This window comes from uncultured Aquimarina sp. (genome assembly GCF_947492115.1).
Classification (GTDB): Bacteria; Bacteroidota; Bacteroidia; order Flavobacteriales; family Flavobacteriaceae; genus Aquimarina.
Map to the genome: position 1 here is coordinate 602,779 of NZ_CANLMM010000001.1, position 19,915 is coordinate 622,693.

Here is a 19,915-nt window from a genome sequence, read left to right on the forward strand (position 1 = left end):
TAGACGTTTATGATTAAACGAATTTTAGGTGTAGTTCTATTTGTATTATTCTCCTTAGAAATTTCTGCACAAGAAGAATATCCTCATCTTTTAGTTTTTAAAGATGGTACAGAAATAAGAGGAAAAGTAGTTGTTTGGGATTTAAATAGACTTATTTTTAGAAATGCTGAGTCCAACGAAAAGAAGACGTATAAATACAAACATTTAAAAACGGTCTTAAATTTTGAAAGTAGAAAGGAGTATGATAAAGGTTTGTATGTTTTAAAGCAGTTAAAAGGCACAGATAGAACACTACGACTAACAAAAGCAATATCTGGAAAAGTTGAATGCTATTATATTTCGAGGGAATCGGGATCTAGTGCTTTTGGAACTGATGCAGTGTCCGTTTATTCTATTTATTTTATATGTAAAGAAGGAGAAGCGGAAGTTACTCAGGTCCGATCAAGATTAAAATTCAAGAAAATTAGAAATCAATTGAAAGAATATTTTGGTGATTGTCCTGATGTAATTTCGAAAATTGATGATGGTTATTTTGGAGATAGAATAGAGTCTCTGGAACCTTTAATTCAATATTATAATACCAAATGTTAAGTAATATAAAAGTAATTGCGTTTGATGCCGATGATACCTTATGGGTAAATGAAACCTTTTTTCGAAAGGCAGAAGAGGATTTTTGCGAATTAGTGTCAGCACATCTTCCAAAGGAAGAAGCAAATAAATTACTCTTTGAGATAGAAATGCAAAACCTTGGTTTGTATGGATATGGTATTAAGCCGTTTACACTTTCGTTAATCGAGGCTGCTATCAGAATAACGAATGGGAACATGGATATTTCACTGGTTGAAACACTCATAGAAAGAGGAAAAAAAATGTTGCAAGAACCAGTGGAATTAATTGAAGGTATTGAAGAAACTTTAGAATATTTATCAAAGAAATATCGTTTAGTAATGGCTACTAAAGGGGATTTACTTGACCAAGAACGAAAGTTGATAAAATCAGGTTTGGAAAAGTATTTTCATCATATAGAAATTGTATCCGATAAGACTGAAAAACAATATCAGAAATTGGTAGATCACTTAGATATTGACAAGTCGGAATTTTTAATGGTAGGTAATTCTCTTAAGTCTGATATTTTACCAGTGTTAAATATAGGAGCGCATGCTTTCCATATTCCTTTTCATACAACTTGGGCGCACGAAGTTCATAATGGAACCATTGATCACCCTAATTTTAAAAGTTTAACGCATTCTAAAGAATTACTACACTATTTGTAATGACAAAAACAAAATTAGATCTTTCTACTTGGAACAGAAAAGAACACTTTGACTTCTTTAATGGTTTCGATGAGCCTTTTTTTGGAATTGTATCTAATATTGATTTTTCAAAAGGTTATCAAACGGTAAAAGATCATAATTATTCTTATTTTTTGTATTACTTACATAAAGCGGTAAAGGCAGCCAACAACATAAAACCTTTTAGATATAGAATCGAAGATGGAGAAGTATATGAGTATGATCAAGTACATGCTTCTTCTACGATTGGAAGAGAAGATCATACTTTTGGTTTTTCTTTTATAGAATATCATTCTGATTTTAAAGTATTTGTTCACAATGGGCAAAAAGAAATAGAAGCAGTAAAGAATTCAATAGGATTACGTCATAATGATGATGCCAAAAGACTAGATAGCTTACATATTTCTTCAATTCCTTGGTACAATTTTAGTAGTATCTCTCATGCAAGACATTTTACATACAGAGATAGTGTCCCAAAAATTTCTTTTGGGAAATATACTAAAGAAAATGATAAGATTAGTTTGCCAATTTCTGTACATGTAAACCATGCTCTAATGGATGGATACCATGTTGGACTATTTTTGGAAGAGTTTCAACGACTATTAAATGAATAAAATATACAAAGGTTTCAAAGTTATACGTGTATAATATAAATTAATCAGATGTGATGGTAGATGTGTCTATTTCTATGATCTCACCAATACCCATTTGATTTAAATGAATACTTCCTATTCGAACTCTAACTAGACGCAATGTAGGGAAACCAACAGCGGATGTCATTTTTCTAACTTGTCGAAATTTACCTTCTTGTAATATAATGGATATCCAGCTAGTTGGCCCGTGTCGATCATCTCGTATTTTTTTTGATCTTTCTGGAAAATTAGGAACTGATTTTATTTTAAAAGCTTTACAGGGATTAGTCATATATTTTTTTCCATCGAAACCAATTTCTACTCCATTCTGTAATGCTGCAATGGCTTCATCTGTAATAGCACCATCTACTTGCGCATAATATTCTTTTTCAATACCACTACTGCATATATAGTTGCTTATTTTACCATCGGTAGTAATTAATAAAAGCCCTTCTGATTTTTCATCTAACCTACCAATAGACATACTACCCGACGGGAAATCGTATAATTCACCTAATAATCGTTTTGAATTTTGTTTTTGACCATTATTTACAAACTGACTAAGATATCCGTATGGTTTATAAATTTTAAAGTGCTTGTGGTTATTCATAGAGATAGTGGTGAAACAAATACCTATAGCAGATAAAATATTTTTAATTACTAGCATCAAATGTAGTTATGATTATAGAATGTTTAAAGCGATCATGTTTACTTTTATAAACATTTTATAACTAATTAATAATCAGATGTGATTTATTATTTTTAAATAGTTGTTATTATGTCAATTCAATTTATTGGACAGCCTTACCGGCAAGATATTATAGTTGGAGGGTATGCTTCAGGAAGAAGAAGAAACCAAGAACCGAATTATTTTGGTCCTAATCTACTAGAAAATTGGGAAAGTGATCCTGTTAGAGGCTATTACCAGAGTATTTCTAATGAAGATTTGGTTAATATAATGTATACCTCTAGAAATCATGTTAATATCAATATTTATCGTGTTCGATTGTCGGATGTTTCTATTGTAGAAAATACCTTGGATTTAATTCCTTCTGGTCATTTAAGGTGGCTAAAACAACGAAAACCAGAAGGTATTATATTTTCAAATTCTGCAGGAAGAGGAAATTCTGAAAGATATACTGGTGGTTTAAATCCAATTTATGATGACCGTACTACTGATTTTTTTGATGAGCGTGATGGTATAATAATAACCTATGGCGCATTATGGAGAAATCAAAATCTCCGAATAATACCAACTCTAATGCATGAAATTGGTCATGTGATGACCCATTCGGGTAAAATTAGTTATCGCTATTTCTCCGCAGCGGATAGAGAAACATTATCTAATACCAGAGTATCTAGGAATCCAGGAAGATTAGAAGCTCTTTGTAATGCATATATGTATTTTATATGTTATAGTAGCATGTCTCCTGCAGTGCATCTATATGGAGATAGATCATCAGATTTGCAAAGAAGTTCAGAAACTAGAGCAGCATTAAGAAGATGTCCTGCATTTACAAGTAGAATGTTGTCCAGTACAGAAATACATCGCTTTAGAGAACGATAAGAAAAACATTGTTTATTAAAAAATATGGTTTTAATTCTTTAGAATAACCTTTAATTCATGTGTATAGTATATCTTTGTAAGCTTATAAGTATAATTATAAATTTTATACTTCGTCGTTTCTACCGCTAATGAGACCAATTATTAGGTGATGTCATTAACCCTTGTATAATTTTCTGTTAAGTATTTCGATGACTTGTAAAATACTTTAAAAAAATGATATGGGTAGATCACAACAGACTTTTAGTAAGATTGAAAAAGAAAAAAAGAAGTTAAAAAAACGAGAGGAAAAACAAAAAAAGAAGGAAGAACGTAGAGCAAATTCGAAAAAGGGTAGTGGTTTTGATAATATGATTGCTTACGTCGATGAAAATGGACATCTTTCTGATACGCCTCCAGATCTTTCCAAGAAGAAAAAGATAAAGGCTGAAAATATAGAAATAGCGATTCCTAAAAAAGAGCATGTAGAAGAGGATCCAATAAAAAAGGGTAGAGTAGCTTTTTTTAATGAATCTAAAGGTTATGGTTTTATAACAGAACAAGAATCACAAGAGAAATATTTTGTTCATGTCAACGGTCTAATGCAAGAAGTAAGAGAAGGAGATAAAGTTACTTTTGAATTAGAAATGGGACTAAAAGGATTAAATGCAGTTAGGGTTAAAAAGCAATAATTAATTCCTAAGAGTATTTACTTTATATCGGGATACCAATCTAATTGAACTACTTCTATTTCTTTATTACCAGTATTTACAATTTCTTTGAATTTTGATACGTCGCTTAAACCTTGAGTTCCTCTATAATGATAGGGATATATTTGTTTTGGTTTAAAAGTTAAAACCGCATCTGCAGCACTTTCTACTGTCATGGTGTAAGGAAGGTTCATACAAACAAAAGCTTTGTCAATATTTTTTAGAGCTCTCATCTCAGGAATATCTTCGGTATCACCAGAAAAATATAGTCTTTCTCCACCCAATGTAATAACGTAACCATTTCCTCTTCCTTTATTATGAAACTTTAGAGCTTCTTCTCTTAAATTATACATTGGTATAGCTTCAATAGAAATACCATTTACCTCTGTTGTTTCACCATTATTTAGAATCAACAGATGTTTGGTATAATTTGCAGGAAGCTTCTCCGCTACTGCTTGTGGCACTACAATTTTAGATTTAGATAAATCCAAGCTATCTAAGGTTTCAATATTCATATGATCTCCATGAATATCCGTAATTAATACAATTGTAGGTTCTTTTTGATTTTTGAATGCGTTAAGACCACCAGTAGGATCAATATAAATGGTGTGCTCCTTGTATTCCAGAACCGTAGTAGCATGTTGAATAGGAATAATTTTCAAATCAGAAATTGGTTTAGTATTATTCTCAGCAACATCAGTAGGAACGTTATTATCTTTATTTTTTTCTTTGGTATTAGAATTGCAACTAAAAAGAAATATAGTGAAAACTAATAATAGGGGATGTGTTATATAGTATTTCATAAACTTTTAAGGTTTAGTTATCTCAACAAGGTATAAAATGAGCATAGAATCGAAAACATTTTAATGTAAGATTAACTATCTATCCATAATTTAATTGCCATGGCAATAACCATCACCACTAAAAATACCTTTACAATACCGTCCCCTTTTTTAACAGACCATCTACTTCCAATCCAACCACCAGAAGCATTTCCCAATGCTAGGACAAGACCATATAAATAATCGATTTGATCATTAAGAGCAAAAATTGCTAGTGCGCCAATAGTGTAGATAAAAACGACTAATGCTTTTACGGCATTTGAACTTACAAGGTTTAAGCGGTTAATAGAGGTTAATGCTAAAAGAATGAATATCCCAACTCCTGCTTGAATGAAACCTCCATAAATGCCGATGATAAAAAAAACTACTATGGATAGCAACTTATACTTTCCTTGGGTGCGTTCAGCAATATTGGCAAGATCAACTTTGGGCTTAAAAACCATAAATAGAACTACGATTAGCATAATAATCGCCAATATTCTATTAAACGTTTCACCTTTGATATCAATCGCAATTTTTGCACCTATTAAAGATCCGATTAATGCAGATATACCCAAATAAACACTTAAAATAGAAGGTTTTATTCCTTTGCTTTTAAATCCAGCAACGGATGTAATACTTTGTATAAAAATACCAATGCGGTTGGTTCCGTTTGCTACTGCAGGTGGTAACCCCATAAAAATAAGCATTGGTAATGTAAGTAAAGATCCTCCTCCCGCAATGGTGTTAATAACTCCGGCAAAGAAGCCAATCAATGCTAGAATAATTAAAAGTAATGTATCGTTCATTAGTTTTTATTACACTTCAAAAATAAATAAAACCATAAAATATAATTGCTTTTTTAAAATCAATTGGCATAAAATCGTAAACTGTTGTAGATTTACAGTAGCAAACAAAAACCAAAATAGACGTTAAAAATATCCACAAAATACTTCCAATTTCAGAAGCAGTTAAAGGCTATAAAAAGGGCACTTTTGGTGCTGATGTAGTAGCAGGGGTTACGGTAGGAGTTATTCTTATTCCGCAGGCGATTGCATACGCATTGTTAATGGGAACTCCTCCAATTTTTGGATTATATGCCTGTCTTATTCCATTGATTGTCTATGCATTATTTGGAACCTCCAGACAGTTAAGTATTGGTCCTGTTGCGGTAACAGCAATATTAGTAATGAGCGGAGTGAGCCAGATAGCGACTCCTTTTACAGATGAGTTTACCAATTTGGTAATTTTCTCAGGTTTGTTAATCGGTTTATTACAAATAATATTGAGTTTATTGCGAATGGGGTTTTTAGTAAATCTTATTTCCCAACCCGTGATTTCTGGATTTATTTCTGCAGCAGCCATTATTATTATCATATCACAGCTTGGTGAGTCGTTGGGTATCAAAATTCCTAATTTTGATTATGTGCATCAATCCTTATGGTATGCAGTGCAACATATTTCTTCCGTGAACTTTATTACATTAGGAATGTGTTTAGGATCTATTTTTGTGATGTTAGTTCTTAAGAAATGGAAAAGATCTTTTCCGGGAGCTTTATTTGTCTTGGTGGTTACAACGGTTATTACAATAATTTTTGATTTACAAAATTTAGGACTTTCAGTTATTGAGGATGTGCCCAAAGGACTGCCTTCTTTTAGTATTCCTGATATGAATTATGATTCTATGATTGCTTTGATTCCTTCTGTTTTGACGGTTACATTTATTGGATACGTAGGAAGCATAGGGATCGCAAAATCACTGGAGATGAAAAATCGTGATCATACCGTAAATCCTAATCAAGAATTATTAGCCTTAGGTATTGCTAAGGTGATAGGTGCTTTTTTTCAAGCGATTCCATCATCAGGAAGTTATAGTAGATCTGCTATTAATGACGAAGCAGGCGGAAAAACTACAGTTTCGTCTATAATTACCGCCTTTATGGTAGTAATTTCTTTATTGTTTCTAACTTCTTTTTTCTATTACATTCCCAAAGCGGTTTTAGCTTCGATCATATTAGTTTCTGTATTTGGTTTAATCAATATTTCTGAAGCAAAGTACCTTCTCAAATTAAGAAGAAGAGAATTTATAGTTATGTTTATTACCTTTCTAGGAACACTTGTTTTTGGAGTAGAGAAGGGGATCTTTATTGGTGTTATTTTGTCATATATTTTCTTACAGTATTATAGTTCTAGACCGCATATTGCAGAATTAGTAAATATCCCGAATACTAATTATTATAGAAATATTAAAAGATTTCCGGATGCTAAAAGATCTTCGAAATACTTGATTATAAGATTCGATGATCAATTGTATTTTGCCAATACGAGTTATTTTAAGGAAGCGATGATTCAACAGATAAAGAAAAGAGACGAATCGCCAGAATTTTTGATTTTGGATAGTACTAATATTCATGATATAGACAGTACAGGGCTGCATATACTAGAAGATGTTCATCGTTATTTACAAGATCAAGGAATACAATTACTAATTTCTGGAACAATTGGACCTGTTCGTGATTTTTTGAAAAGATCAGGTTTTACGGATAATTTGGGTGCTCAACATAATTTCCTGAATATCGAAGACGCTGTAGATTTTACAGAGCATAAAACCATTCAGAAAAAATCCATGGAAGTAGCCGTACAATACAATAAAAAGAGATCTTTTCTAGACTAAGTAAAATAAGGTTTATTTTTCATATACATGCATTTTTAAGCCCATTCCATAGTTCATAAATCCTTTTTGAATGAGCATATTATTTTCGCTGTATTTCTCATCAAACCGTTGCCAAGTTCTATTTTTAAAAAATATTCTCCTTGTGAATGTGATATTATCTTCAATTTTATTGGTAAACGGTAGCAAAGGCCTAAATGTAGTGGACACTTTTACGATACCTTTACGAGTTTCGACTTCATGATATTTTTTAGTATGCTGTAGTTTTCCATTTTTATCGGTGTAACCCAAAACTTGAATAGAAACAAAAACACCATTTTTGGGAATAAAAACTTTATGTTCTAAAATATCAAGTTCGAAATTCGTTTTATCATCATTAGTGATTCTAAAAATAATATCATCACCTGCTAATCGTTTTCCTGGAAACCCATTATCATTCCTATAAAATTGCATTTTAAACAAGGTAGAGAATGCTTGCTTCCTACCAGAAGATCCTCTAGAAGATTCCATCATTACGGGTAAGTAAACGGATGCAATTTTAGTTGATTTTAACGGATCTCGTCGAAAGAACACCGCAATTTCAGATTCTACTGTAGGTAACCAACATTTAAAATAATCGTCGTGTATTTTGGATCCTTTCCTTTTTGTTTTATATCTACCTAAATTTTCGGCTTTTACTACAACTTCTTGTAATTGTGCTACGTCTGGTGTTAACTCTATTATTTTCGGTAAATTTTTTGTGCTAATTCCTTTTTCTTTATACCCTAAAGCAGAAATATAGATAGAATCAATATCCTTGTATCGTTTTTTTGAAAACTCAAATACTCCGTCTTCATCCGCAAAGAGTCCATTTCCATTACCAAATGAAATTGTCGCATAAGAAATAGGGAATTTTTCACCTGCGTCTTGAATAGTGTATACTTGACTGTAAATACACTGATTGGCAAGTAATACCAACAGTAGGAGTACGTTCTTCATAGGGATTTGAGGGACTTAAATAGTAGTTAAAATTAATAAAAATAATCTAATATCAACTTTTAACCGGTTTTATTAATAACTCAAAATATATAAAATCATTGTTTTTCTTATTATTAATTATACAAAAACCGCTCCATAAAATTATAACTCTTCTTATTTAAGATCCATTTTTTAAGAATAATGCATTTATGTTTTAAAGGATTATCTATGAACTAATTCTATATTTGAACTCTAAAACCAGATAAAAAATAGTTTCAAATTTTTAAAGTGGAGAATATTTGAAGAAGGCAATTTATTTTATGATTCTTAGCACAATTTCATTTACTGTAATGAATCTGCTCGTTAAGTATTTAGAAGGTTTTAGTGCGTATCAATTAGTTTTTTTTAGATCTATAGGAACATTGTTTTTTACAATGCCTTTTTTGCTACATCACAAGATTCCTATATTAGGGAATCAGAAAAAATGGTTGATACTACGTGGATTAGCAGGAGTAACATCTATGGGACTTTTTTTTATGTCTGTAGAATATCTTAAAATAGGATCAGCAGTATCTTTAAGATATCTTTCTCCAATTTTTGCAACTTTATTGGCCGTCTTATTTTTAAAGGAAAAAGTAAAGCATATTCAATGGCTTTTCTTTTTAATTGCTTTTAGTGGTGTTTTAATTATAAAAGGTTTTGATACAGAGATTAATTCTTTCGGATTATTATTAATTGTTTTATCCGCCTTGTTTAGTGGTTTTGTTTATGTATTAATAAATAAAATCGGTTTAAGAGATCATCCAGTAGTTATTGTTAATTATTTTATGTGGATATCTACGGTTTTGGGCGGGATATTATCCATATTTCAATGGACTAAAACACCTCAAGGAGCAGAGTGGGCATTGTTATTAAGTTTAGGAGTCTTTGGTTATTTTGGACAGCTTTTTATGACAAAAGCATTTCAATCACAAGCGACTAATAAAGTTGTTTCTCTGAAATATATGGAAGTAATATTTACCATGATTGCTGGAGTATTTATTTTTGGAGATAATTATCCAATTCTTAGCGTACTAGGAACGGTTATGGTGATTACTGGACTAGTTCTGAATATGTTCTATAAATCCAAATAATTCATGATTAAAAAGAAATAGGATTTACTTCTATTAAAAAGCAAAACGCTCATGAACTTTTGTATCAGTATCATGAACGTTTCTTGGGTATTTACGACGATGTATATAATAGTTGAGTTATATGTTACAATAGTTTTGGATAAATGTTTTTATCTCATTATTAATGAGCATATGAAATACAGAGCGTTTGGTGAACTAACTAACTAATTAACTAATCATTTAATCACTTAAAAATCAGACTTCGACAATTGTTGGGGCAAAATGTTCTAATCTAGAAACTAAACTAAGATTACTGCATTCATATACTCAATAATAATATATGGCTAACTAAAATCTTCTCTTAGGTAATACATTAGTTTTGCTTTATCTGTAAAACTTTTAATAGTGATTATTTCACCATTTAATTTGTTATATATAATTTCCGCGAATAGAAAGTCAATGTAAAAAACACTGTAATAGAAGTCTCTATTGGCATCATTGATCGAAAAAAGGTGAATACCTTTGTTCCAAACATGACGATATTTTTCTGCTAAATTTTGCGAATTAAATCGCTTCTCAAGAGTAGTTTTATGCATAAGCAATGGTTTTAAAGATTTAAGGCAAGACTAAACTACGGAAAAACCGTAATAAATCAAATAAAAAAGTGTAAAAAATTAAAAATTCCCCATTTATTACTAGTAAATAGTTGTAATTCAGTTTATTTTATGATAATTGAACGCTCTTTTGTTTAATTTAATCTTTAGAAATGCTTTTGTTATTTTTGCAACATAAACCTTCAAATAATGCCTAAAAAGGGAAAAGCAAAAAATACTCTCAATAAAGCAAAGCATAAAAAACTCATGGATCGCAAAAAGAACAAATTGCGAAAAGAGAAAGAATTGAGGGTTGCAAGGTTAAAAGAAATTGTAAATAGAGTAAACCAATCTAAAGAAAACTCATAAAGAATGAATAACTGTTATTGCGGAAAGTTGGATTCATTCAAGGCTTGTTGTCATAAAATTCATTTAGATATAACTAATGCTCTAACTGCAGAATCTTTAATGCGATCTCGTTATAGTGCTTTTGTCGTTGCAAATGGAGATTATTTGCAACATAGTCATCATAGTACAACACGTCCTTCTGCTAGAGAAAAGAAATCTACAGTAAAATGGGCTAAATCTGTTCAATGGGTAAAGTTGGAAGTTTTGAATACAAAAGAAGGTCTTCAAAATGATTCAGAAGGTACGGTCGAATTCAAAGCATTTTACTTCGAAAATGGATCATTACAGTGTATTCATGAAAATTCTAAGTTTATTAAGGAAAATGGATATTGGGTATATTTAGGCGTAGTATAATCTATTTGATATTTAAATTGTTCTTTTTATATACTTATATCTTCCTCAATATCAATTCAAATTACTATATCAAATAAAATATTTTTCCCGAAGAAGGGTAACAAAATCATCCTTTGTGTATTTAATGTTGTAATGTCCATTTGCGCGCGTGGGCACACACTAATCATGAGGCCGCCGAAAATCATATAGAGTAGGCAAAATCTAAACATTCAATACAATGAAAAAAGTATTTTTAATACGCAAGGGCTTGGATAAATTTTCTTCAAAAGAACTTCAAAACATGAAAGCAATTCTTGGAGGTGCAGAAAATAATATACCAGATATCATCTATTACCCAACCAGTGGCGGTAGAAGATGTGCAGAAGGTCAAGTTTGGTCAGAAACATTAGGACGTTGTGTGGCAACAGCTATAGAAACACCTGCACATCACCGATAGTATATACGATATGGTTTCGTATTAAGAACTTACTGTAGGTTTTTCAATCTACGTATAACTAGGCGGAGTATAGTAAACTTGTACATTTTCATCACTATGCTTCGCTTAGTACATTTTTCGCACCTATTGATTCTAATTAAAATATCTTTATGAAATTCGATGCGCTAATTCTAAAAGTAGCAAGCAGATGTAATCTTAATTGCTCCTATTGTTTTATGTATAATCTTGGTGATACTACATATAAACAGCAACCAAAATTCATGTCCTATGAGCTAGTTGATGAAATTTTGGATAAAACAAAACAATATATCCTTAAATATAAAAAGAAAGAGTTTTCATTTATCTTTCATGGAGGAGAACCTTTATTGATAGATAAAAAGTTTTACAGTTATTTTATTAAAAAGGCAAACAAATTAAATCAACAACTATCCGACGTAATCTTTAAATATGATATACAAACGAACGGAGTTTTGATCGATAAATCGTGGTGTTCTTTGTTTAGAGAATTAAATATTTATCCTAGTGTTAGTGTAGATGGGACAAAAAAAGCTCATGATATGTATCGAAAAGATCATAAAGGAAAAGGAAGTTATGATCGTGTTTTTAAATCAGTCCAAATACTAAAAGAACATATAGGATACGCTGACACAGTATGTGTAATCAATGTAGAAGAGGATCCTCAATACATTTATAATAGTTTTAAAGATATGAATGTAAATTCGGTTAACTTTTTAATTCCTGATTTTACACATGATACATTTCCTTTCGATAAAACAAAAACGATTATGGCAGATTGGTTGATTCAACTATTTGATCTTTGGATAGAAGATTCAGAAAGATATCAGATACCCATGTTTGCTGGTTTAATAAATCGACTTTTAGGAACTACGGAGCATACTAATAATGAATCTACAGTATTGGTAATCGAGACTAACGGAGAAATTGAAGCAATTGATTCTTTAAAAGCATGCGGGCATGGCTTTACGAAAACAGGTATGAATATTAATACTCATAATTTTTCGGATATTAAAAAATCACCACTAGGGAAATTGTATTTTGAGGATAGTACAACAAAATTAAATTCAAAATGTCTTAGTTGTCCTATTATGGAAATATGCCAAGGTGGAAGATTGGTACATCGATTTAAAAAAGAAAATGGTTTTGACAATGTATCCGTATATTGTAAGGATCTGATAAAGTTTACGGCTTACATTCAGAACAAATTGATGATTCTTTTTCCAGATCTATTTGCTAATGAGAAAGTGGATCAAATGAAAAGTGAAGAGATATGGTCTTTTCTTGATAGACAAGAGTTAGGATCTTCACAATATAAAAGTGATCTGGAGTATTTCGCTACTTATGGAAAATAAATTGATATTTTGAAATAAAATTTTTACCAGATGGGAAACAAAATTGAAAAGCAAAAGAATTCAATGGGAGAATTTGCAATTGTAGATCAATGCAGTTTACGAGGACACTTAAGATGTGTATATACAACAGGCAAAGAAGTATATCGTGATGGTCGTGATGGAAAAAAAACAATCCATTGGTGGAGAATGTCTTATATAGGAAGAGCGTGTACTAGAAAATTCGGAAAAAGAATAGGTTGGTGGTATGAAGCTTTTTTCGCTGTACCACATTATATTGGGATTTTTATAGGAAATGTAGCCGGTTATTGTATGTTTTTAATTTTTGGTAAAAAAAATAACCCTGCATGAATTAACATATTTAGAAATGAGTATTTAATTTTCTAACAATATGCTGTTAAAAACTTGTTTTTCTTTTCTTCTCAAAAAATAATTTCTTTGCTCTCGGAAAAATTAAAGTCATTGGAAGAACAAGTAGCGAAAGTAAAGAAATTTACCAGAAATAACTTTTTTAAGAATACATACTGTGTTTTTAGAGGAGTTCGATTAAGAGAAATATCTAGGAGAAAACCACATTATCGCAGTGAATCAGGTAGTACCTATTATTATACTACAAACGGTGTTTATCGATTGTCGAATCATTGGGGAAGAGCTGCTAAATGTAACTGGCGATTAGTATCCGAAATACCTGTAGAAATTGATGACCTTAGATTAGGTTACGCCGATTGGACAGACTTTAGAGAAAACCTGAGTGAGGATGTTGATGCCTACTATGTATCTGTTAATTTCGAAACCAAAACTGTTAGTTACAAGCACAAGGACAATCCTGATTATGATCAAATAGCTATAATAAGACCTGTAGATGCAACCCGTAAACTAATAAAACAGATTAAAACGCTTTTGGAAGATCACAAATGGGCAAAATACTATGACTATGATGATCTAGATGAATTTCGTAAAGAAATCATTTTAGAATTGGTAAACACCAACAAAAGCTTGAAAGATATAAGACGCGAATTAGCTGCAGGTTAGTTATTTATTCTGGCATAACTACATAAGTATCATCACCATTGACTTTTGGGAATTGTTTGTTTCTCCATTTTTCTTTTGCTTCTTCTAATCGATCTTTACTCGAAGAAACAAAATTCCAGTAAATATGCCTTTCTTCAGGAAACGGCTCACCACCAAATAATAAAACATGGGTGTGCGGTTCTAATACTATAGAGCAGGTGTCTTCAATTTTGGACACTAGCATATTTCCTTTTCCAATAATGGAATCACAAGCACCTATTTCACCTTCTACTATACAAATCCCTATTTCACCTTTTAATTCACCTTTTATTTGCAGCTCATATCGTTCTGTACTTTTTATTTCAATCATAAAAAGTTCTGAATGCACTGGTAGCGGAGATTGTTTTCCATATCCTTTTCCTGCAATTAATCTAAATTCTGTATCATGGTCATTCCAATAAGGAAGTTCTTTTTTATCTATATGATGAAATTCTGGTTCTATTTCTTCCAGGTGTTTAGGTAATGCAACCCAAATTTGATATCCATGTGCTAAAAACTCTGTACCATCTCTCATATCATCTGGAGTTCTTTCGGTATGAGTTACACCTTTTCCGGCAACCATCCAATTTACCGAGCCAGGAGAAATACGCTGGTTCGTACCAATACTATCCTTATGCATAATTTCGCCGTCTAGTAAATACGTTAACGTTGATAATCCGATATGTGGATGTTGATCAACATCCATATATTTTCCGTTTTTAATAATAGTAGGACCCATATGATCAATAAATATAAAAGGACCAACCATTCTTTTTTTTCTAAATGGTATTAATCTTCCTACTAGAAAATCACCAATATCACGGCTACGTTCTTCAATTATCAATCCTTGATTAGACATTTGCTTTATTTTTTGCGAATAGTTTTGGTAAAATACACTTTTTAGGATAGGTAATACGTTAAAAATTTATTAAGTCATTCTTTAAAAAAATAGTACGTGAAGTAGGTGAAATTATTTTACTATCTTTTCCGAAGCAATCTTAAACAACCTAAACCAACCAATGGAAATTTTTTCTTCTTATAACCTGATTATAGAAGTATCTTTAGTACTTATTTTATCTTTTATTTTTAATGGAATAGCAAAAAAAACCAAAATACCGGCAGTTTTAATGCTTATTATATTGGGAGTTGTTATCCAGTATGCGATCAAAGCATTTGGTGAAGGTTCTTTTAATTTCTTTCCAATGTTAGAAGTTTTAGGAATTATTGGGCTAATAATGATCGTTTTAGAAGCTGCTTTGGAATTAAAATTAAAACGGGAAAAATTGGTTCCTATTTTAAAATCCTTAGCTATTGCCTTAATAGGTTTAGTGGCTTCGGCTTATGTTGCGGCTGTTGTTTTAAAAGCGTTAATTGACGGTATGACAATGCAATCTGCATTGTTATACGCTACACCATTGTCTATTTTATCTAGTGCGATTATAATTCCTAGTGTTGCGGGATTATCAGAAGCAAAAAAAGAATTTCATGTATATGAAAGTACATTTTCGGATATTCTGGGAATCATGATGTTCTATTTCTTAACAGGAAAGTTAAATCCTGCCGAGGATGCGGGCGTGGCAGGTTTTGCATTTAACCTAATCCTTACCATCATCATTTCGTTGATAGCTAGTTACGGTATCATTTTAATTTTTCAAAAAATTAAGAGTCAGGTAAAACTGTTCTTATTGATTGCAGTACTATTGTTATTATATGGATTAGGAAAGAAGATGCATTTATCATCGCTTATTATCATTCTAATTTTTGGATTGGTTATAGCCAATATGAAACTGTTTTTTCAGTGGAAATTGGAAAACCTCCTAGACTATGAAAAGGCCAAGGCTATATATCATGAGCTACATGTAATTACCGCAGAAACAGCCTTTGTGGTAAGAACATTGTTTTTCGTAATTTTTGGAATTACAATAACATTATCTTCGCTGTTAAATTTGAAAGTAGCGCTGATAAGCATATTGATAATTATATCCATTTACGCAATACGATATGTACTATTGAGAATATTTGTAGGTAAAGATATATCACCACAGTTGTTTATTGCTCCCAGAGGTTTAATAACTGTTTTATTATTTTATGCAATTCCAGCAGAAGCTATTATCCCTGGATTTGAACCTGGTATTTTGTTATTTGTAATAATAGGAACAAGTTTGATTATGACCGGTGGAATGATCCGCGATAAGAGTACGAATGAAGATGAGTTAACTCCAGAACAAATAGAGGAAGCTGCCAATGCAGAAGTTGCTTATATTATGGATACTACGACAGATCTTAGTGAAATTGAACACTCTTCTGATGAAGAAGGTGAAACTCCAGAATAAGTTTCATAATGAAAAGATTACATCGATTAACTGCGATTTTAGTAAAACTACAATCCAAAAAAATAGTGCAAGCTGCTGATTTAGCGGATAAATTTGATGTAAGTATACGTACTATTTATAGAGACATGCTAGCCTTGTCCGATGCAGGAGTGCCTATTGGCGCTGAAGCAGGAACGGGATATTACTTAGTAGATGGATATTCATTACCGCCCATTATGTTTACAGAAAAAGAGGCGAATGCTTTAATCACAGCTGCTAAGATTATAGAGACTAATAATGATGCATCTTTAATCGCGGATTATAATGAAGTGGTAGAAAAAGTAAAAGCAATTTTAAACACTTCGCAAAAGGAAAAATTAGAATTACTAGAACAAAGGATTGTAAGTCCGCCTTTTAGGAAATCACCAGAAAGCACCTATTTATCGGTAATACAACAAGCGATTACAGATTTAAGGGTTTTAGAAATTCAGTACACTGCGGCTTCTCAAGAATTTACAAAAAGAACTGTAGAGCCTTTAGGGGTATATTTTACTAATACTATTTGGGTAATGATTGCTTTCTGTAGATTACGTAATGATTATCGAGAATTCCGAACGGATCGTATTGTAAATCTTATAGAAACTTCAGAGATATTTCCTCCAAAATTATTCACTCTAGAAGATTATTTTAAAAAATATAGAGAACACTAGTAATCCTACTGACATAAGGTTGTCATATGTGGTATTTAGTTTTGATAAAAATTAAAACATGTATCACTTAATTCACACTGTTATGCTTAGTCTGTTTTTATGCTGCGCAAGTATATTTAGTCAAAACCAACACCTTATGAAAAACAAACCGTACACCATGGAAGTAGTGCTCTTTGAAGTCAATCCAGAGTATTCTACAAAACAAGCCAAAGAAGCCTTGACCTCTTTAAATGATATCATAAAACTATATGATGGTTTTATAGATAGAACTACCGCAAGTAATGAAGATGGAAAATTTATTGATCTGTTATATTGGAGAGATGCTAATGCTGCAAAAAAAGCATCCGAAGATATTATGAAAAACCCTAAAGCTGTTGCAATATTCGAAATTATCAAACCAGAAACTATGCAAATGTATCATTTAGATGTTTTTAACCAATTCGAATAATAACCATATCTTTAAACCACACAACCATGTTAGCAGAATTAAAACCAATTTCACAGATTACCAGTAGAATGATTCCTGAACATATTTTACAAAGAAAAGGAGCGAGAAGTACTAAAGATCTTAACCCAGAAGTTCTGGAGTATTTAAATAAAGGTTTAATAGAAACAGCAAATTTGATCGAATGGTTAGCAGTTGATCAATTACATTTATTAAAACTAGTATTAGAAGAATTAGATAAATCAAATTGGTATGATAGTTTTTATGAAGCTGTATCTAATCAAAAGAAACCAACAGCAAATTCTAATACCAAGGTTATTGGAGCTACATTTATGCAGCTCACCAATGATCCAGGTATTATAAATTATCTTTCAAATCATATTTCAGATATACCCAGATGTTGGGCGGCGCAGTATTATGGGGCGACTGATATGTCTATAACAGAAAGATTACATACGATCAAACCATTTGCTGCAGATCGTCATTTTGGAGTAAGAGAAGTAGCCATTTTTGCAACCAAAGAATATATTATTCAGGATTTAGATCAATCTATTATGATATTATCCAATTGGGTTAAAAATTCTGATGAGAATATTAGAAGATATGCGGTAGAAACGATAAGACCTATTGGAGTATGGACGAAAAAAATCGATGAACTTAAAGAATCTCCAGAAAAAGCTTTAAGTGTTTTGGAACCATTAAAATCGGATCCTTCAAAATATGTAAGAGATGCAATAGGAAATTGGTTAAATGATGCAAGTAAAACACAACCAAAATGGGTTACAAAGATCTGCAATCAATGGGAAACAGAATCCAAGACTAAAGAGACTAAGTATATTGTCAAAAAAGGCTTGCGGTCAATTAATAAATAATAAAAAATAGTTGTTAACCATCACCACATTTTCAAAGATTATCATATTATTATAAAATAGCGAATTAATACACTAAATAATTATTAAATTACTATTAAATCTTATTCTTTTTAAAGTTTTTATAGGTAAATGTTTTCAGGATTTTTATAGATTTAAACTCCTTATCGAAGTTATTAACAATAGACCTATTTCATAATTTTAGAAGTAGAAAAGAGTAAGTAATGAAAGTACTTTATACTAGTTTAGAATGTTACCCTTTAGCAAAAGTCGGTGGTCTTGGAGATGTGGTGGGTTCGCTTCCTAAATATTTAAATGAACTAGATTGTAATACTGAAGTAATACTACCATATTACGATAATGATAAGGTACATCAGCTTGTTTGTGAAGATGTCTTTTCCGAAACAATCAATTTAGGAATACATCATTATGATTTTACCATTAAGAAGGTAATATCATTAGAATTTGGTTTTCAGATATATCTAGTATATCAGAAAGAGTTATTATTCCGTCCAAATGTATACAGTTATGATGATGACACGGAAAGATTCATTGCTTTTCAATTAGCCATACTCATTTGGCTTCGTAATCAAGAGATAAAACCTGATGTTATTCATTGTCATGATCACCATACTGGATTGATTCCTTTTTTGGTATCTCAAGTTCCCGACTTTCAGGAATTAATAGATATCCCTACAGTTCTCACCATCCATAATGCACAGTATCAAGGTTGGTTTTCCTATGATAAATTAGATTATATTCCGCAATTTGATCTGCATAATATAGGGTTGTTGGATTGGGATCAATGTATTAATCCATTAGCTACAGCAATTAAATGTGCTTGGAGAGTAACTACAGTTTCTCCTAGTTATATGGAGGAATTACAATCAAAAGCAAACGGATTAGAAGGTCTTTTGCATCATGAAAAAGATAAATGTGTTGGTATCTTAAATGGTATCGATCATACGATCTGGAATACAGAAACGGACCCAATGATTATAAAAAATTATGGAGATAAGAATATTGTTTCTGGTAGAAAAGCGAATAAAAAATGGTTATGTGATGAGTTTGGATTGGATGCAGAGAAACCGTTATTTGCTTTTATAGGAAGATTAGTGTATGAAAAAGGTGCTGATCTTTTACCAGATATATGTTTAGAAACACTTCGTAATTTAGATGTGAATATTTTGATATTGGGATCTGGTGATCACCAAGTAGAAAATAGACTGAGAAGTGTAAAAGAAGAATTTCCTGATTCGTATAACACCTATATTGGATATGATGAGAAGCTTTCTCATATCATTTATGCAGGAGCAGACTTTTTATTAATGCCTTCGCGCGTAGAACCTTGTGGTTTAAATCAAATGTATGCCTTACGATATGGACTTATTCCGATTGTTAGAAGAATTGGAGGACTTAAGGATACGATTATCGATATTGGTGATGACGGTTTTGGGATCTGTCATGACCAAGTAAATGTTCAGGATGTGTATAATTCAATTAAAAGGGGAGTTGAATTTTACGAGAATCAAAAATACTATAGAGAGAAACAAAAAGAGATTGTAAAAATTGATCATTCTTGGAATAATTCAGCGAGCAAATACATAGAATTATATAAATCTTTAAAATAACC

23 protein-coding genes are annotated in these 19,915 nt (G+C 31.4%); 17 read left to right on the top strand and 6 right to left on the bottom strand.

Going from position 1 to position 19,915, the window contains the following annotated elements:
• Positions 1-9 precede the first annotated feature (9 nt).
• The 3 genes from Q1A73_RS02740 to Q1A73_RS02750 are packed head-to-tail and all read left to right on the top strand — an operon-like array spanning position 10 to position 1,906.
• Positions 10-591 carry a hypothetical protein gene (locus Q1A73_RS02740; RefSeq protein ID WP_299601274.1) on the top strand — a complete coding sequence of 194 codons (582 nt, stop codon included), beginning with the start codon at positions 10-12 and terminating at the stop codon, positions 589-591.
• Complete coding sequence (locus tag Q1A73_RS02745) at positions 585-1,274, top strand: HAD family hydrolase (RefSeq protein WP_299601277.1); 690 nt, start codon at positions 585-587, stop codon at positions 1,272-1,274. The genes Q1A73_RS02740 and Q1A73_RS02745 overlap by 7 nt, the downstream gene beginning before the upstream one ends.
• Positions 1,274-1,906, top strand: coding sequence for a chloramphenicol acetyltransferase (locus Q1A73_RS02750; RefSeq protein ID WP_299601280.1), 633 nt, complete (start codon positions 1,274-1,276; stop codon positions 1,904-1,906). Before Q1A73_RS02745 ends, Q1A73_RS02750 begins: the two co-directional genes overlap by 1 nt.
• 40 nt (positions 1,907-1,946) lie before the next feature.
• Here Q1A73_RS02750 and Q1A73_RS02755 read toward each other — a convergent pair whose 3' ends face one another.
• Positions 1,947-2,534 (bottom strand): pseudouridine synthase, encoded by a 588-nt coding sequence (locus Q1A73_RS02755; protein ID WP_299602589.1) that lies wholly within the window; start codon positions 2,532-2,534, stop codon positions 1,947-1,949.
• A 168-nt stretch (positions 2,535-2,702) separates the two neighbouring features.
• Between Q1A73_RS02755 and Q1A73_RS02760 the strand changes: the two genes are divergently transcribed.
• On the top strand, positions 2,703-3,491 hold the full coding sequence (locus Q1A73_RS02760; protein ID WP_299601283.1) for a hypothetical protein: 789 nt from the start codon (positions 2,703-2,705) through the stop codon (positions 3,489-3,491).
• Positions 3,492-3,709: 218 nt separating this feature from the next.
• Positions 3,710-4,159, top strand: coding sequence for a cold-shock protein (locus Q1A73_RS02765; protein ID WP_299601285.1), 450 nt, complete (start codon positions 3,710-3,712; stop codon positions 4,157-4,159).
• A 17-nt stretch (positions 4,160-4,176) separates the two neighbouring features.
• Here Q1A73_RS02765 and Q1A73_RS02770 read toward each other — a convergent pair whose 3' ends face one another.
• Together Q1A73_RS02770 and Q1A73_RS02775 are read right to left on the bottom strand one after the other, a co-directional pair.
• Positions 4,177-4,980 carry an MBL fold metallo-hydrolase gene (locus tag Q1A73_RS02770; RefSeq protein ID WP_299601288.1) on the bottom strand — a complete coding sequence of 268 codons (804 nt, stop codon included), beginning with the start codon at positions 4,978-4,980 and terminating at the stop codon, positions 4,177-4,179.
• A gap of 71 nt (positions 4,981-5,051) precedes the next feature.
• Positions 5,052-5,807, bottom strand: coding sequence for a sulfite exporter TauE/SafE family protein (locus Q1A73_RS02775; protein WP_299601291.1), 756 nt, complete (start codon positions 5,805-5,807; stop codon positions 5,052-5,054).
• Between the two features lie 149 nt (positions 5,808-5,956).
• Here Q1A73_RS02775 and sulP point away from each other — a divergent pair, with 149 nt between their 5' ends.
• A complete protein-coding gene (sulP, locus tag Q1A73_RS02780) occupies positions 5,957-7,672 on the top strand; it encodes a sulfate permease (protein WP_299602591.1) in 1,716 nt (571 codons plus the stop codon).
• 12 nt (positions 7,673-7,684) lie between these two features.
• On the opposite strand, the gene Q1A73_RS02785 is transcribed toward sulP, so the two are convergent.
• Positions 7,685-8,647: a hypothetical protein gene (locus Q1A73_RS02785; protein WP_299601293.1), complete on the bottom strand. Its 963-nt coding sequence runs from the start codon at positions 8,645-8,647 to the stop codon at positions 7,685-7,687.
• A 278-nt stretch (positions 8,648-8,925) separates the two neighbouring features.
• Here Q1A73_RS02785 and Q1A73_RS02790 point away from each other — a divergent pair, with 278 nt between their 5' ends.
• A complete protein-coding gene (locus Q1A73_RS02790) occupies positions 8,926-9,759 on the top strand; it encodes a DMT family transporter (protein WP_299601295.1) in 834 nt (277 codons plus the stop codon).
• Positions 9,760-10,082: 323 nt separating this feature from the next.
• Here Q1A73_RS02790 and Q1A73_RS02795 read toward each other — a convergent pair whose 3' ends face one another.
• On the bottom strand, positions 10,083-10,334 hold the full coding sequence (locus tag Q1A73_RS02795; protein WP_299601296.1) for a hypothetical protein: 252 nt from the start codon (positions 10,332-10,334) through the stop codon (positions 10,083-10,085).
• Between the two features lie 369 nt (positions 10,335-10,703).
• On the opposite strand from Q1A73_RS02795, the gene Q1A73_RS02800 reads away from it, so the two are divergent.
• From Q1A73_RS02800 to Q1A73_RS02820, 5 genes are all read left to right on the top strand, one after another.
• Complete coding sequence (locus Q1A73_RS02800) at positions 10,704-11,093, top strand: YchJ family metal-binding protein (protein WP_299601297.1); 390 nt, start codon at positions 10,704-10,706, stop codon at positions 11,091-11,093.
• A gap of 217 nt (positions 11,094-11,310) precedes the next feature.
• A complete protein-coding gene (locus Q1A73_RS02805; protein WP_299601299.1) occupies positions 11,311-11,529 on the top strand; it encodes a hypothetical protein in 219 nt (72 codons plus the stop codon).
• Positions 11,530-11,678: 149 nt separating this feature from the next.
• Positions 11,679-12,899, top strand: coding sequence for a radical SAM protein (locus tag Q1A73_RS02810; RefSeq protein WP_299601302.1), 1,221 nt, complete (start codon positions 11,679-11,681; stop codon positions 12,897-12,899).
• A 30-nt stretch (positions 12,900-12,929) separates the two neighbouring features.
• Positions 12,930-13,247 carry a hypothetical protein gene (locus Q1A73_RS02815; RefSeq protein WP_299601304.1) on the top strand — a complete coding sequence of 106 codons (318 nt, stop codon included), beginning with the start codon at positions 12,930-12,932 and terminating at the stop codon, positions 13,245-13,247.
• A gap of 87 nt (positions 13,248-13,334) precedes the next feature.
• On the top strand, positions 13,335-13,928 hold the full coding sequence (locus Q1A73_RS02820) for a hypothetical protein (RefSeq protein WP_299601305.1): 594 nt from the start codon (positions 13,335-13,337) through the stop codon (positions 13,926-13,928).
• A 4-nt stretch (positions 13,929-13,932) separates the two neighbouring features.
• Here the strand turns inward: Q1A73_RS02820 and Q1A73_RS02825 are convergent, their stop codons facing one another.
• Entirely contained in the window at positions 13,933-14,805 is an 873-nt protein-coding gene (locus tag Q1A73_RS02825; RefSeq protein ID WP_299601307.1) for a pirin family protein, read from the bottom strand.
• Positions 14,806-14,965: 160 nt separating this feature from the next.
• On the opposite strand from Q1A73_RS02825, the gene Q1A73_RS02830 reads away from it, so the two are divergent.
• The 5 genes from Q1A73_RS02830 (at position 14,966) to Q1A73_RS02850 (ending at position 19,913) form a co-directional block, all read left to right on the top strand.
• Positions 14,966-16,279 (top strand): cation:proton antiporter, encoded by a 1,314-nt coding sequence (locus Q1A73_RS02830; protein ID WP_299601309.1) that lies wholly within the window; start codon positions 14,966-14,968, stop codon positions 16,277-16,279.
• Between the two features lie 8 nt (positions 16,280-16,287).
• Positions 16,288-16,968 (top strand): YafY family protein, encoded by a 681-nt coding sequence (locus Q1A73_RS02835; protein WP_299601311.1) that lies wholly within the window; start codon positions 16,288-16,290, stop codon positions 16,966-16,968.
• 136 nt (positions 16,969-17,104) lie between these two features.
• The gene (locus tag Q1A73_RS02840; protein WP_299601313.1) at positions 17,105-17,416 is read left to right on the top strand and encodes a hypothetical protein; all 312 of its coding nucleotides are present in this window, start codon (positions 17,105-17,107) and stop codon (positions 17,414-17,416) included.
• A gap of 26 nt (positions 17,417-17,442) precedes the next feature.
• Complete coding sequence (locus Q1A73_RS02845) at positions 17,443-18,285, top strand: DNA alkylation repair protein (RefSeq protein WP_299601315.1); 843 nt, start codon at positions 17,443-17,445, stop codon at positions 18,283-18,285.
• 221 nt (positions 18,286-18,506) lie between these two features.
• A complete protein-coding gene (locus tag Q1A73_RS02850; RefSeq protein ID WP_299601317.1) occupies positions 18,507-19,913 on the top strand; it encodes a glycogen synthase in 1,407 nt (468 codons plus the stop codon).
• Positions 19,914-19,915: the final 2 nt, after the last annotated feature.